Annotated in this window: 19 protein-coding genes; 13 read left to right on the top strand and 6 right to left on the bottom strand. The window is 47.1% G+C overall.

All coding sequences use genetic code 11. The features are described from left to right. Positions 1 to 104: 104 nt before the first annotated feature. The 5 genes from W04_RS18550 (at position 105) to W04_RS18530 (ending at position 1,351) form a co-directional block, all read left to right on the top strand. On the top strand, positions 105 to 314 hold the full coding sequence (locus W04_RS18550) for an EF-hand domain-containing protein (protein ID WP_022946908.1): 210 nt from the start codon (positions 105 to 107) through the stop codon (positions 312 to 314). Between the two features lie 62 nt (positions 315 to 376). After that, the gene (locus W04_RS18545; protein WP_022946909.1) at positions 377 to 589 is read left to right on the top strand and encodes a calmodulin; all 213 of its coding nucleotides are present in this window, start codon (positions 377 to 379) and stop codon (positions 587 to 589) included. Positions 590 to 624: 35 nt separating this feature from the next. Continuing rightward, complete coding sequence (locus W04_RS18540) at positions 625 to 843, top strand: calmodulin (RefSeq protein ID WP_022946910.1); 219 nt, start codon at positions 625 to 627, stop codon at positions 841 to 843. Positions 844 to 889: 46 nt separating this feature from the next. Next, a complete protein-coding gene (locus tag W04_RS18535; RefSeq protein ID WP_022946911.1) occupies positions 890 to 1,108 on the top strand; it encodes a calmodulin in 219 nt (72 codons plus the stop codon). Between the two features lie 27 nt (positions 1,109 to 1,135). Continuing rightward, positions 1,136 to 1,351, top strand: a complete 216-nt coding sequence (locus W04_RS18530; protein ID WP_053911922.1) for a calmodulin — start codon at positions 1,136 to 1,138, stop codon at positions 1,349 to 1,351. A 68-nt stretch (positions 1,352 to 1,419) separates the two neighbouring features. Here the strand turns inward: W04_RS18530 and trkA are convergent, their stop codons facing one another. Genes trkA through def form a run of 4 tightly spaced genes read right to left on the bottom strand, consistent with a single transcriptional unit; the run spans position 1,420 to position 5,564 of the window. Beyond that, positions 1,420 to 2,796 (bottom strand): Trk system potassium transporter TrkA, encoded by a 1,377-nt coding sequence (gene trkA, locus W04_RS18525; protein WP_022946913.1) that lies wholly within the window; start codon positions 2,794 to 2,796, stop codon positions 1,420 to 1,422. A gap of 7 nt (positions 2,797 to 2,803) precedes the next feature. Continuing rightward, complete coding sequence (rsmB, locus tag W04_RS18520) at positions 2,804 to 4,087, bottom strand: 16S rRNA (cytosine(967)-C(5))-methyltransferase RsmB (RefSeq protein WP_053911921.1); 1,284 nt, start codon at positions 4,085 to 4,087, stop codon at positions 2,804 to 2,806. Next, the gene (fmt, locus tag W04_RS18515) at positions 4,080 to 5,039 is read right to left on the bottom strand and encodes a methionyl-tRNA formyltransferase (RefSeq protein ID WP_053911920.1); all 960 of its coding nucleotides are present in this window, start codon (positions 5,037 to 5,039) and stop codon (positions 4,080 to 4,082) included. Before fmt ends, rsmB begins: the two co-directional genes overlap by 8 nt. A 12-nt stretch (positions 5,040 to 5,051) precedes the next feature. Continuing rightward, a complete protein-coding gene (gene def / locus W04_RS18510) occupies positions 5,052 to 5,564 on the bottom strand; it encodes a peptide deformylase (protein ID WP_022946916.1) in 513 nt (170 codons plus the stop codon). A 130-nt stretch (positions 5,565 to 5,694) separates the two neighbouring features. Between def and W04_RS18505 the strand changes: the two genes are divergently transcribed. The 6 genes from W04_RS18505 to hemF all read left to right on the top strand — a co-directional run bounded on the left by W04_RS18505 (position 5,695) and on the right by hemF (position 10,586). Further along, the gene (locus W04_RS18505) at positions 5,695 to 6,822 is read left to right on the top strand and encodes a LysM peptidoglycan-binding domain-containing protein (protein ID WP_022946917.1); all 1,128 of its coding nucleotides are present in this window, start codon (positions 5,695 to 5,697) and stop codon (positions 6,820 to 6,822) included. Between the two features lie 46 nt (positions 6,823 to 6,868). Beyond that, a complete protein-coding gene (dprA, locus tag W04_RS18500; protein ID WP_053911919.1) occupies positions 6,869 to 7,990 on the top strand; it encodes a DNA-processing protein DprA in 1,122 nt (373 codons plus the stop codon). 1 nt (position 7,991) lies between these two features. Beyond that, entirely contained in the window at positions 7,992 to 8,465 is a 474-nt protein-coding gene (locus tag W04_RS18495) for a DUF494 family protein (protein WP_045980674.1), read from the top strand. 61 nt (positions 8,466 to 8,526) lie between these two features. Further along, complete coding sequence (locus W04_RS18490; protein WP_053911918.1) at positions 8,527 to 9,105, top strand: type I DNA topoisomerase; 579 nt, start codon at positions 8,527 to 8,529, stop codon at positions 9,103 to 9,105. Positions 9,106 to 9,108: 3 nt separating this feature from the next. Next, complete coding sequence (locus W04_RS18485; RefSeq protein ID WP_053911917.1) at positions 9,109 to 9,672, top strand: L-threonylcarbamoyladenylate synthase; 564 nt, start codon at positions 9,109 to 9,111, stop codon at positions 9,670 to 9,672. Between the two features lie 2 nt (positions 9,673 to 9,674). Beyond that, entirely contained in the window at positions 9,675 to 10,586 is a 912-nt protein-coding gene (gene hemF, locus W04_RS18480) for an oxygen-dependent coproporphyrinogen oxidase (protein WP_053911916.1), read from the top strand. 4 nt (positions 10,587 to 10,590) lie between these two features. Here hemF and W04_RS18475 read toward each other — a convergent pair whose 3' ends face one another. Then, positions 10,591 to 11,049, bottom strand: coding sequence for a group II truncated hemoglobin (locus tag W04_RS18475; protein ID WP_053911915.1), 459 nt, complete (start codon positions 11,047 to 11,049; stop codon positions 10,591 to 10,593). Between the two features lie 26 nt (positions 11,050 to 11,075). On the opposite strand from W04_RS18475, the gene aroE reads away from it, so the two are divergent. Next, positions 11,076 to 11,900: a shikimate dehydrogenase gene (aroE, locus tag W04_RS18470; protein ID WP_053911914.1), complete on the top strand. Its 825-nt coding sequence runs from the start codon at positions 11,076 to 11,078 to the stop codon at positions 11,898 to 11,900. Next, entirely contained in the window at positions 11,897 to 12,145 is a 249-nt protein-coding gene (locus W04_RS18465; protein WP_053911913.1) for a DUF1488 family protein, read from the top strand. Before aroE ends, W04_RS18465 begins: the two co-directional genes overlap by 4 nt. On the opposite strand, the gene W04_RS18460 is transcribed toward W04_RS18465, so the two are convergent. Next, complete coding sequence (locus tag W04_RS18460; protein WP_053911912.1) at positions 12,117 to 12,665, bottom strand: gamma carbonic anhydrase family protein; 549 nt, start codon at positions 12,663 to 12,665, stop codon at positions 12,117 to 12,119. The two genes, W04_RS18465 and W04_RS18460, sit on opposite strands and share 29 nt — an antisense overlap. Between the last annotated feature and the right edge of the window lie 404 nt (positions 12,666 to 13,069).

Here is a 13,069-nt window from a genome sequence, read left to right as displayed (position 1 = left end):
CGATGGTAACGGTGAGCTGTCAAAAGAAGAGTTTGAACAAGCTTAAGCGCTTAGTTTAAACATCAATTTCAGATTTTAGTTTTCAGTCCAGAAGGATACTTATTATGAAACGCATGACTTCAACTTTAGCACTTATCACTTTAGCAGCTTCAAGCGCAGCATTTGCAGCAGATTTCTCTACCTTAGATGCAGACGGCAATGGCGCTATCAGCAAGCAAGAAGCAGCAGTGGATGCAGAGCTTAGCAAGCACTTCGACAAGCTAGATACCGATGGTAACGGTGAGCTTTCAAAAGAAGAGTTCGAGCAAGCTTAAGCAATATTTGAGCGCTATTCGCTCTTTCTCACGCACTTTATTTCCGTTAAGAGGGATTTGTTATGAAAGGTATGACGTCAACAATCGCATTTGTCACTTTAGCTGCATCAAGCGCTGTATTTGCAGCAGATTTTAACGCACTTGATGCCGACGGCAATGGCGCTATCAGTGTTCAAGAGGCCTCTGTCGATGCCGCTCTAATGGAGCAGTTCGATCAACTCGATACAGATGGCAACGGTGAGCTCTCAAAAGCAGAGTTCGAAAAAGCCGAGTAACCCAATTATTTACCAAACAAGGTAAGGAGCAAGTTATGAAAACCATGAAACACACAGTCGCATTAATGGCACTTGTAGGCGCATCTTCAGCTTTCGCATTGGATGCAGATTTTAACACTATTGATGCCGACGGCAACGGCGCTATCAGCATGGAAGAGGCGTCTAAGTATCCTGAGCTTATGAGTCAATTTAAAGACTTGGATACTGACATGAACGGTGAGCTATCTGAGCAAGAATTTGCTAAAGCGCAGTAACGGCTGCGCAACACCTGACAACACCACACAGTAAAGAGGATACATTATGAAAAATTCAACAAAAGCAGTCGCTATCGTAGGTTTAGTAAGCGCATCATCAGCATTCGCATTGGATATGGACTTTAACAGTGTAGACGTAGATAGCAACGGCGCTATCAGCATGGAAGAAGCGTCTAAGTATCCAGAGCTAATGCAGCAGTTCAAGGATTTGGACGCCAATAAAGACGGTGAGCTGAGCGAAAAAGAATTCGCAAAAGCTGAGTAATTTAACGCCAACTAAGAGGAAAGCATGATGAAAACGACTAACACACTACTTGCTATGGCGATTTTGGCTTCTTCTGCAACAGCTATCGCAGGTTCTACTTTTGATACATTGGATGTCGACGGTAATGGCAGCATCAGCAAGGAAGAGGCAAGTGCAGATGCAGCGATTCTAACTAAATTTGATGAGCTTGATATTGATGGAAATGGCGAGCTATCTAAGGAAGAATTTTCTCACGCTGAGTAAATACCCAGACCCATTAGAGCAACGCAAAAGCAGTCTTAGTCCACCCACTAAGGCTGCTTTTTTATGTATTACAGAAACATTGCGCTGACTTGGAAGAGCTTCTCAACCACATGAATGTGTTTTTTATCTATCAAGAACATAATGACATGGTCACCACTTTGGATCACTGTATCATCATGGGCTATCAGTACGTCATCATTGCGCACGATAGCGCCAATAGTGGTCCCTGCAGGTAGTTTAATTTCAGAGATAGCTCTGCCTACCACTTTAGAGGTGTTCTCATCACCATGGGCTACGGCTTCAATTGCCTCTGCCGCGCCTTTACGTAACGAGTAAACATTGACGATGTCACCGCGTCTTACGTGAGTCAGCAGGGCTGAAATGGTCGCTTGCTGTGGTGAAATAGCAATGTCAATTTCGCCGCCTTGCACCAAGTCAACATAGGCGCCACGTTGAATGAGCACCATGGTTTTTTGCGCCCCCATACGTTTTGCCAACATCGCTGACATAATATTGGCTTCGTCGTCATTGGTCACCGCAATGAATACATCGACTTGCTCAATATGCTCTTCTGATAGCAGCTCCTGATCAGACGCATCACCACAAAAAACCACAGTATCATCGAGCATTTCAGATAGTTGCTCAGCTCGTTGTGGGTTACGTTCCAGCAGCTTAACGCTATGGTTTTTTTCCAACGAGCGCGCTAAGCCAGCACCAATGTTACCGCCACCGGCGATCATGATCTTCTTATAAGAACGCTCAAGCTTTTGCAGTTCACTCATTACCGCACGAATATGCTTGGTTGCGGCAATAAAAAAGATCTCATCGTCGGCTTCAATCACAGTGGTGCCCAAGGGTTTAATAGCCTTGCCTTGGCGGTAAATTGCAGCAACACGAGTCTCTACATTGGGAATGTGCTCTTTCAATGCTGATAGCGCATAACCAACGAGTAAACCGCCATAGTAGGCTTTGACTGCGACCAGAGACAACTTGCCATCGGCAAATTGCAGCACTTGTAAGGCCCCTGGGTAATCAATGAGGCGACGGATGTACTTGGTAACAAGTTGCTCAGGAGCGATATAGTGATCCACCGGCAAATCGTCATTATGGAACAACTGCTGACGATAGCGCAGGTATTGCTCCGAGCGAATACGGGCAATCTTGGTGGGTGTATTAAAAATACTGTAGGCCACTTGGCAGGCCACCATGTTGACTTCATCGGAGCTGGTGACGGCAATAATCATATCAGCATCTTCAGCGCCGGCCTTACGCAAAATATCGGGGTGAGCACTGTGCCCAGTGACTCCTTGCAGGTCATATTTGTCCTGTAGCTCGCGCAAGCGATCGCCATCAATGTCGACAACGGTGATTTCGTTCTGCTCGCCGACAAGATTTTCAGCCAGTGTTCCGCCGACTTGCCCCGCGCCTAAGATGATAATTTTCATTGCTATATCACTGTTTTATTATTTTTGCGTAATAGAAGCCATCGGTGTCGCCAGGTAATAATTGCCACCCTGGTTGAGCTAAAGAGTCTTGCTCGTGCAGGGGGCTATGCTGAGCATCACTATGGCGTGTGAAGAAGGCTTTCATCTGCTCTTGATTCTCTTCTGATAGCACCGAACAAGTGGCATAAAGTAAAGTCCCGCCCGGCTTCAATAATGGCCAAATAGCATCAAGGATTTGTCCCTGTAGCTTGGCGAGCTCGTCAATATCAGAGTGCCGTCTTAACCACTTAATATCAGGATGACGGCGTATCACCCCTGTTGCTGAGCAGGGAACATCCAATAAAATGCGATCAAATTGCTGACCTTGCCACCATGACTCAGTGTCTTGTGCTTGGGCGCAAACAAGTTCGGCATCAAGATGTAATCGCTGTAAGTTAGCGCGCACTTTGTCTAGACGTTCAGCGTCACAGTCAAGTGCCACCACTTTTGCATCGGCCAACTCAAGTATGTGACAGGTTTTGCCGCCCGGCGCGGCGCAGGCGTCGAGCACATATTCACCATCTTGTGCGCCAAGCAGCCTCGCGGCTTGCTGGGCAGCTGCATCTTGGACAGAGCTTGCCCCTGCGAAAAACTCTGGTAGTTTCTGTACATCCACAGCTTTTTTAAGCTTTATTGCATCTTGGTAATCGGCAAATTGACTGTACTCGATACCTTGTTTGCTGAGCAGGTGCGCATATTGCTCGCAAGAATACTGACGTTGATTCACGCGTAACCACATGGGCGCTTGCGTCTGGTTTTGGGCAACAATGGTGTGCCAATGTTCTGGGTAGTCGCGCTTAAGCTTTTTTAATAACCAGCCTGGGTGATTATATTTACAAGCATCGATCTGTGTTGCTGCGGCTTCGAGCTCATCGCGTTGGCGCTGGAAATTGCGTAATACGGCATTAACTAGGCCCTTCAGGCCAGGTGCGCGCATCGCTTTGAGTGCATTAACGGTTTCACCCACTGCGGCATGCTCGGGAACACGCATATGTATTAATTGGTACAGGCCAACATAGAGTAAAAACTGATAGACACGACGTTTACCTTTGAGGGGCTCGTCCAGCAGTTGCTGACAATAAAACTCTAGGCTTGGCAGGTAGCGTAAGACGCCATAACAGATTTGCTGCATCAAGGCTTTATCTTTTGGATTGAGGTCCCGGCTGTAGCGGGGCAGAGCTGCCGAGAGAGAAACCCCGCGATCGACGACGTGATAAAGTGTGTGCGCCGCTTGGGCGCGAACATTACTCATGGGTTTCGCCTGCAATATGTGCCAAGGTGCTACCCACACTAACCCAATCGGCTCGGCCGTTTAAAAAGTCTTGGGCAGACATAGGTTTTTTGCCTGGCGGTTGAAGCTCGGTAATGCACAGAGCATGGTTGGCACAGGCGACCACAATACCGTTTTTATCGGCCCGCAATATTTGCCCAGGTGCACCTTGCTCGGTAACAACGTCGGCTTGCCACACCTTGACGGTATTGCCTTGCATCTTGGTAAAACAAATAGGCCATGGGTTAAAGGCCCTCACGTTGCGAGCTAATTGCTCGGCATCGAGCTGCCAGTCTAACTCCGCCTCTTCTTTAGATAATTTTTTAGCGTAGTTTGCTTGAGCATCGTCTTGGGGCTCTGGCTCTATGGTAGAGAGCTTGGCTAAGGTATCAATTAACGCTGAAGGGCCTAGCTGCGCAAGCTTGGCGTACAATGAAGCTGAGGTTTCATCAGCTGCGATAGGGCAACGAGCAATACTCAGCATATCGCCAGTATCAAGACCTTCATCCATTTGCATAATAGTGATGCCCGTTTCCTTATCGCCAGCCCAGATAGCGCGCTGAATAGGGGCTGCGCCTCGCCATCGAGGTAAAATGGAGCCGTGGACATTGAGGCAACCTAATCTGGGGGTTGTTAAAATCGCTTTTGGCAATAACAACCCGTACGCAACTACCACCATAACGTCGGCGTTTAGCTCTGCAAGTTGCTGTTGTGCCTGCTCGTCTTTTAGAGAAGTTGGCTGATAAACCGTTAAGTTATGCTCTAAAGCAAGCGTTTTAACCTCACTGGCCTTGAGCTTTTTTCCTCTACCTGCGGGGCGATCAGGCTGGCTGTACACGCCAACCACCTCATGTTCTGAGTCAATAAGTGCCTGCAAATGGCGGGCGGCAAAATCCGGCGTACCGGCAAATACGATGCGAAGAGCTTGAGTCACTGTTTATCCTTGTTACTGAGCTTTTGCGGCAAGACGCGCTTCTTTTTCAAGCTTCTTGCGAATACGTTGGCGCTTCAAAGGAGATAAGTAATCAATGAATAGCTTACCTAGTAGGTGATCTAATTCATGTTGAATGCAAATGGCCAGTAAGCCGTCGGCGTCAAGGCTGAATTCTTCACCTTGTTCATTCAGGGCTTTTACTGTCACCGTTTCAGCGCGATCAACCTTCGCATAGGAGTTTGGAACGGATAGACAACCCTCTTCACTGACCGTAGAGCCGTCTTTATGAGTAATCTCAGGATTAATAAGAACCAACGGCTGGTCGCGCTCGTCGGAAACATCGATGACGACGATACGCTGATGAATATCAACCTGGGTGGCCGCAAGACCAATACCATTTTCATCGTACATGGTCTCTAACATGTCTTTGACGATGGTGCGAACATCATCGTTAATATCGGTTACTGGTTGAGCGACTGTGCGCAAACGTTCATCAGGGAATCGAAGTACTTCTAAAAGTGCCATAGCTACCTTATTAAAAATTGTGCTAAATATCGGGTATTGTGTTATGTTTTTATTTTAGCCATTCGTGTGCACCTTTAACAGGTTATTGGGTAATAATTATAATAAAACAAGCTTGAGGAAGCTCATTACAATGATAAAACAGCTATCGGCTGCCGTATTAGCACTTGCGGCTGCTTTTCCATCATTAGCAGATGTTCTAACGGTAAAAGAAAATGCCCCTGAGCAGTATGTGGTAGAAAAGGGAGATACGTTATGGGATATCTCTGCTATTTATTTGGACAAGCCTTGGTTATGGCCAGAGCTGTGGCAAATGAATCCACAAATTGATAACCCTCACCTTATTTATCCGGGTGATACGTTATACCTTGTGTATGACGCTCAGGGTCGACCTCGCTTAGTGATGGAGCGTCCAGAAAACTATCAAAAACTAACTCCCCATGGTCGCAAAACCATGAAGAGTGATAGCGCTATTCCAACTATTTCTTTAGAGCTATTGCGTCCATTTTTAACCTATGAACAGGCGCTAAGTGAAGAGCAAATAGCGGCTCAGCCCTATGTGTTAGGTGCTAATGAGAACGTTAAGCGCCCAACTAAAGGCCACATTCTTTACGTTAAAGGCGATTTAGAACGGAACCGTAACTACGCTATTTACCACAAAGATGACCCTTACATTGACCCACAAACAGAAGAAGTGCTTGGCTACGAGGTGAAGCTCGTTGCTACTGCGCGTGCGTTCCGCTCGGGAGACTTCGATAACGGTGTGCCAGCCTCTGTGTTTGTTAACGATGTGAAGCGTGAAATTAATGCTGGTGACTTCTTACTGCCCGTCAGCGAAGGGCAAAGCTTGCCTGCGTTCTTTAAAATGCGTCGCCCTGACAAGGAAATTGATGGCGAAATTATTGCGTCAACCAATGAGCTGCGTGAATTCAGCAAGATGGACATCGTGGTACTCAATCGTGGCCTGACAGACGAAGTGAAAGCAGGACATATGTTTGATATTCGTCGACAGTCACCCACCGTGGTTGATGGTGACGATGGGCCAAGTTATAAAGAAGACGCGAGCACTTACGAGAAAGTTGCGTCTAACATTGAAGAGTCCTTTAATTTCGAAGAGGATGGTGACAACACCACGTGGCATATGCCGAAAGAGAAAGTCGGCGAGCTTATGGTACTGAAAGTACAAGATAGAGTGAGCTATGCCATTGTCACAAAAACGCTACGCCCAATTCGCGTTGGCGATGTAGTCAGTGTTAATTAGTAACAGCTGATCGTACACTGCGTTGGGTTGTGCTCAAGGAGGGAGCATGGCACAACAGTTACCGTTATCATCGGCCTCGTCAGAGGCCGATTTACATTTCCATCAAGCCGCATTACTGGCTTTGCTCTATGTTCGTGGACTCAGCTGCCGCGATGTCAATAAGTTGCTTACGCACGTACCGTTAGCCCGTATGGTTACGGAGCCCGAGTGTTTGCAATGCTACGGCGTAAAAGCGAACATTATTGTAGCCCTTTCAGCGCTTAATATGGCTAACTACGAGCGCAAAATTCAAGCATTCAAACATCAGGGTATTGATGTTATAGCCTTGGGTACGTCTGCTTACCCCAAGCTGTTAGCTGAGCTACCCGATCCACCGCTATTACTGTTTTGCAGAGGCAATACCCAGCTTCTCAAGCTACCACAAATCGCGATGGTCGGCAGTCGCAGTGCTTCACTTGCTGGGAAGCGATGTGCCCAAGAAATAGCCCAGCAATTGAGTGCTGCGGGGCTAACAATCACTTCAGGCATGGCAATGGGCGTAGACGCCATGTCTCATCAGGGGGCTCTGATGGCGACAGGTCAAACTGTAGCCGTGCTTGGCACTGGTGTTGATATTTGTTACCCCCGCCGCAATAAAGCCTTACGTGATGATATTTTGGCAAAGGGTCTATTAGTCAGTGAGTTTGTGCCCACAACTCCGGCTCGGGCTATGCATTTCCCTAGACGTAACCGCATTATCGCTGGCTTATCGGTAGCTACTTTAGTGGTTGAGGCTGAGCGTAAGAGTGGTTCATTGATCACGGCTGAACTGGCTGCGGACTACAACCGAGAGGTAATGGCTATACCGGGCTCGATTAATAATCCCTATGCCAAAGGCTGCCATAAGCTAATAAAAGAAGGCGCGGCATTGGTCGAATCAGCAAAAGATGTATTGCTCGAGTTAGGTTTTTCTGCGCAAAACGGTCTATATATAAAGAGTGAACCTACTTACCGTGAGGATGAAAACAGCATACTTCGTCATATTGGTTACGAGCCTACTTGCGTTGATGACATTGCTAGTAGCGCCGAAGTACCCATTACAGAACTACTGACACAACTAGTCGATTTAGAGCTGGAGGGGCTAATAGAGAGCACCTCAGAGGGCTATGTAAAAACAGGGGGCGGGTAACATGTTTGATATCCTAATGTATTTGTTTGAAAACTATATTCACAGCGAGAGTGAAATTTTTGTTGAAGAGAACGTACTCACCGACGAATTACGTAAAGCAGGGTTCAACAACAGCGAAATATTTAAAGCACTGGATTGGTTGGAGCAATTAGCTCAGTTGCAATATAGCGACGAGCGCCCTTATTTGCATAATGCCCCAACTGGAGCGTGCCGTATCTATACCGAATACGAAAGTATGAAACTTGATACTCAGTGCCAAGGCTTTTTAATGTTCCTAGAGCAAATTGGCGTTATAAATAGCACAACTCGAGAGATGGTTATCGATCGCGCTGTGGCACTGGACCAAGAGCAAATTGCACTGGACGATTTGAAGTGGGTGGTACTGATGGTGTTGTTAAGTGTGCCTGGGCAGGAGCAGGCTTATGCACAAATGGAAGATTTAATTTTCGATGACCCGAACCCAACACTGCATTAAGCTTGATCTCTGTGTTGGGGTCAGTATATTGGGCGCAAATTCACCAAAGTGCGAGTAGTGCGTGAGCAAGATCGACCATTCGTTATTTAATGCTAATCAACATGCTCTAGAGAAAGAATACGAAGTGTGTCCCCAGTGTGGTTGTGAGTTGGTGATGCGGCACTCTAAGAACGGTCCTTTTTTAGGGTGCGCAGCCTACCCGAAGTGTGACTTCATTCGTCCTTTGCACCAACATGACACAGCCGTACTTAAGGTATTAGACGATAATCTCTGTCCTGAGTGTGATTCGCCTTTAGCGGTGAAAAACGGCCGCTTTGGTATGTTTATCGGCTGTACCAATTTCCCTCAGTGCCATTACATCGCCGATCAAAAGCAACAGCAGCCAGAGCAAAACCTAGTAACCTGTCCAAAGTGTCATGATGGTCGTTTAACTAAACGTAGTAATAAATATGGTAAAACCTTTTACTCTTGCGATGCTTACCCCAAATGCAAATACAGCTTGAACTATGAGCCCGAGGCTCATGCTTGCCCTCAGTGTGATTGGCCGGTCATGGTCAAGCGTAATCTTGCTGGGGGACCTGTGTTACAATGTCCGCAAAAGTCCTGTGGGCATAAACAAGCTGAGAATGTGGAGAGTTAGAAGGTGTCAGAGCCAATCACAGTAGACCCGGTTGTAGAAAGCTTACAACAGGGTGAGGTTATTCTTTACCCAACAGAGGCCGTGTACGGGCTGGGTTGCGACCCAATGAACCAAAAGGCAGTAGAAAAGCTATTGGCTATTAAGCAGCGTCCAGTTGAGAAGGGTTTAATTCTTATTGCCGATAATTACGGTCAGTTACTGCCTTATGTGGCCGATCACAAAATTCCTATGGATAAGCGCGCTGATATATTTTCGCAGTGGCCAGGCCCTGTCACTTGGGTGATGCCGGCTGCCGCTGGTACGCCCAAATGGCTTACTGGCAAGTTTGATAGCATAGCGGTGCGAGTGACCAATCACCCAACAGTGAAGCGTTTATGCCAAGCCTTTGGTGGCCCTTTAGTGTCAACGAGTGCCAACTTAAGTGGCGAGCAGCCGGTTAGCTCAATTGCGGCTGCGAAAGCGGCGTTTGCCGAACAAGTGGGTTGCTATGTTGATGAACCCTTAGGGGGCCAGCAACACCCCAGCACCATAAAAGACGCCCTCAGCGGGCAAACGTTTCGAGGTTAATCATGGCATCACAACTTTTAGCACAAGTGAAAGAGTACCTTAAAGCGTTGCAGGATGAGATCTGCGCTGGTCTAGAGCAGGCTGATGGCAAGGCACAGTTTGTAGAAGATGCTTGGCAGCGAGAAGAGGGCGGTGGCGGACGTACGCGCGTTATTCGTGACGGGGCTATTATCGAGCAAGGCGGTGTCAATTTTTCTCACGTGTTTGGTGCGTCAATGCCTGCATCAGCAACAGCACATCGGCCTGAGCTTGCTGGACGAAGTTTTCATGCGTGTGGTGTCTCATTGGTTATTCATCCGAAAAACCCGCATATCCCAACCAGCCATGCCAACGTACGCTTTTTTATCGCTGAGAAAGAGGGCGAGCAGCCTATTTGGTGGTTTGGTGGTGGATTTGATTTAACACCTTTTTACCCTGAACGTGAAGATGTAGAGCATTGGCATCAGGTTGCTAAAGATTTATGCGACCCATTCGGGGAGGATGTTTATCCAAAATATAAGAAGTGGTGTGATGATTACTTCTATTTGAAACATCGTGATGAAACCCGAGGTGTTGGCGGATTATTTTTTGATGATCTCAATGAATGGGGATTCGAAAAAAGTTTTGCCTTTATGCAGGCGGTGGGTAATGGCTATTTAGATGCTTATCTGCCGATAGTCAGCAAGCGAAAAGACACTGACTATGACGAACAGCAGCGCCAATTTCAGCTTTATCGTCGCGGTCGTTATGTAGAGTTCAATTTAGTTTGGGACCGAGGCACCTTATTTGGCTTGCAAAGCGGTGGCCGTACAGAGTCTATTCTCATGTCTATGCCACCGCTGGCGAGATGGGAATATGACTATACACCCGCCCCAGGCACTGCCGAGGCGAAACTATATGAGCATTACTTAAAGCCACAGGACTGGCTAGCTTAGTACGCTACTGTGAATTGATCATATGACTTGCAAGCTGCGCCAATGATTGGCGCAGGTTTTCTCGCAATACCGGGTTGTCAATTTCTTGATCAAGCGCTTTGTTCATACAGTGCATCCACTGGTCACGTAAGTCTTTATCAATAGGAAAGGGCATATGGCGCTGTCTTAGGCGCGGGTGGCCGTATTGTTCTACAAATAAATCAGGCCCACCGAGCCAGCCAGAGAGAAACTCAAAAAACACCTGACGAATTCGGTCTAATGGCTGGGGATGCATATCATATAAAGGTTTCGCGTATTCATCTTGAGCCATAATATCGTAAAATCGATTAGCTAGAGCGCGGGCCCCTAGCTCACCTCCAATCATATCATAAGGAGTCTGTGACACGGTCGGGTGCCCGGTTTTGGCAGCGGTGGTTGATGAATTTGCATCTTTTTTGAGGATGCGTTTAAGTAACTGCTTCATAGCCTGCTCAATTATTAGGAAAGATAATGGATAAATACGCGGTTTTTGGTAACCCTATTAAGCACTCTAAATCTCCCCTTATTCACCAAGCGTTTGCTCGCCAGCAGGGGGTAGAGGTGGATTACCAGCGCATTTTAGCACCGTTAGCAGGCTTTGAGCAGTCGGTGACTGACTTTTTCGCCGCCGGTGGCAAGGGAGCCAATGTCACTTTGCCTTTTAAAGAACGTGCTTTTGCGTTGGCTGACACCTTAACTGAGCGCGCGCAATTAGCGGCAGCGGTTAATACCTTAGTGCTTACTCCGCAAGGCAAGTTAATGGGCGACAACACCGACGGCATTGGCTTGGTCAGCGACTTGCAACGGGCCTTTGGTCAGCTGCGCGATAGACATGTATTACTACTCGGAGCGGGAGGAGCTGCGAAAGGGGCTGTATTACCCTTAATCGAAAGTGGTATCGGCTCACTCACGATCGCTAATCGTACCGCAAGTAAAGCACAGCAGTTGGCAGAGCGTATAGAGAGCAACGTAGCGGTTCATGGCTGTGGCTTTACGGAGTTAAGTGAAGGCCCTTTTGATATTGTTATCAACTCCACTTCGTCCAGTGTTCACGGTCAGGTTCCAGATATTGATACTAAGGTAATGAAACACTGCCAGTATGCTTATGATATGTACTATGCCGATCAGCCAACCAGCTTTATGCGCTGGGCAGGTGACATAAACAATTATGTTTCTTGTGTTGATGGTCTCGGCATGCTGGTGGCTCAAGCCGCTCATGCATTTGCCTTGTGGCGTGGCTTTATGCCTGACTGCGAACCAGTCATTCGTGCCTTAAGAGAGGGGCAGTTAAAATGAATCAAGCTATCCAATTCGTAGATCGTGTAGAGTACATCAATGGAGTACTCACCTTTTACGCTATGGCCAATGGCATGCTAATACCCTGCACTATAGATATGGACAATATCGAACGCAGTGATGCGCTTACACACTTTGCGAAATTAAGATTTGACTACGAAGAGGTCGCGCAGCAACTTATCGAAGATGAGGAGTTTACCGCCGAGGGCCAAGTGGTTATTCCACCACTGGCACCACTTCGTTAAAGTATTCGTCTTTTAAGCGCACATAATTATCTGCGGATACTTTCAAAAATTTACGTTCGTCATCACTCAGTGGTCGAGCTTGCTTTGCTGGGCTGCCAACATACAAGTATCCAGAATGCAGCGTTTTATTCGGGGGAACAAGCGCGCCACCGGCGATAATCACATCATCTTCGACGGTGACGTTGTCCATGATAATGGCACCCATACCAACGAGAATACGGTTTCCTAGCTTGCAGCCATGGAGCATGGCCTTGTGTCCTACCGTGACATCGTCGCCAATAATAAGTGGGTAACCTTCGGGGTTCGCTTTACTGGCACGCGTAAGGTGCAGTACCGAACCATCTTGAATATTAGTGCGTTTACCAATGCGCATATAGTTTACATCGCCGCGAGCGGCTACGAGTGGCCAAATACTTGCGTTCTCAGCGACCTCTATATCTCCAACCAGCACCGCTGACTCATGAACATAGGCGGTCTTATCAATATTCGGTGCTTTACCTTTGTAGCTTTGTATAGTCATAGTTATCCCTTTAAGGTGATCTTGTTCCACTTTAGCTAGCGCTCTGCCGAAGCACAATAGAGTTGGCGAAAATGTGTTCGGGAGATCGGTTTTCTCCCTAACATGAGGTAATTATAGCGTTAATAACGTAGTAAAAGTGTTTATATAGGCCGGAATTTGAGCGAACGATCTATTTTTTGCAGTTTTCTTTAAAAAAGGGGTTGCGTGGAAATCGAATCTCCCTATAATGCGCATCCACCGACACGGCGGACTGCTTACAAACAAGCGATTCAACGAGTTGAGTGAGTCAAGTAAAACTGAGTTTTAAAAGACGCATTGAAAAATGCAAACTTCTTAAAATAAAGTGTTGACAACAAAGCAGGGTTGAGTAGAATGCACAGCCCTCGAGACGCGAAAGCAACTCG

Origin of the sequence: Pseudoalteromonas sp. SW0106-04 (assembly GCF_001293805.1) — a bacterium.
Taxonomy (GTDB): Bacteria; Pseudomonadota; Gammaproteobacteria; order Enterobacterales; family Alteromonadaceae; genus Pseudoalteromonas; species Pseudoalteromonas ruthenica.
Note: the sequence above shows the minus strand (reverse complement) of the source record. Positions and strands in the feature narration are given on the sequence as shown.

Bases quoted from the DNA above. Each gene is read 5' to 3' on its own strand.
- W04_RS18550 (WP_022946908.1), top strand. From the start codon at position 105: ATGAAACGCATGACTTCAACTTTAGCACTTATCACTTTAGCAGCTTCA.
- W04_RS18545 (WP_022946909.1), top strand. From the start codon at position 377: ATGAAAGGTATGACGTCAACAATCGCATTTGTCACTTTAGCTGCATCA.
- W04_RS18540 (WP_022946910.1), top strand. From the start codon at position 625: ATGAAAACCATGAAACACACAGTCGCATTAATGGCACTTGTAGGCGCA.
- W04_RS18535 (WP_022946911.1), top strand. From the start codon at position 890: ATGAAAAATTCAACAAAAGCAGTCGCTATCGTAGGTTTAGTAAGCGCA.
- W04_RS18530 (WP_053911922.1), top strand. From the start codon at position 1,136: ATGAAAACGACTAACACACTACTTGCTATGGCGATTTTGGCTTCTTCT.
- trkA (WP_022946913.1), bottom strand. From the start codon at position 2,796: ATGAAAATTATCATCTTAGGCGCGGGGCAAGTCGGCGGAACACTGGCT.
- rsmB (WP_053911921.1), bottom strand. From the start codon at position 4,087: ATGAGTAATGTTCGCGCCCAAGCGGCGCACACACTTTATCACGTCGTC.
- def (WP_022946916.1), bottom strand. From the start codon at position 5,564: ATGGCACTTTTAGAAGTACTTCGATTCCCTGATGAACGTTTGCGCACA.
- W04_RS18505 (WP_022946917.1), top strand. From the start codon at position 5,695: ATGATAAAACAGCTATCGGCTGCCGTATTAGCACTTGCGGCTGCTTTT.
- dprA (WP_053911919.1), top strand. From the start codon at position 6,869: ATGGCACAACAGTTACCGTTATCATCGGCCTCGTCAGAGGCCGATTTA.
- W04_RS18495 (WP_045980674.1), top strand. From the start codon at position 7,992: ATGTTTGATATCCTAATGTATTTGTTTGAAAACTATATTCACAGCGAG.
- hemF (WP_053911916.1), top strand. From the start codon at position 9,675: ATGGCATCACAACTTTTAGCACAAGTGAAAGAGTACCTTAAAGCGTTG.
- W04_RS18475 (WP_053911915.1), bottom strand. From the start codon at position 11,049: ATGAAGCAGTTACTTAAACGCATCCTCAAAAAAGATGCAAATTCATCA.
- aroE (WP_053911914.1), top strand. From the start codon at position 11,076: ATGGATAAATACGCGGTTTTTGGTAACCCTATTAAGCACTCTAAATCT.
- W04_RS18465 (WP_053911913.1), top strand. From the start codon at position 11,897: ATGAATCAAGCTATCCAATTCGTAGATCGTGTAGAGTACATCAATGGA.
- W04_RS18460 (WP_053911912.1), bottom strand. From the start codon at position 12,665: ATGACTATACAAAGCTACAAAGGTAAAGCACCGAATATTGATAAGACC.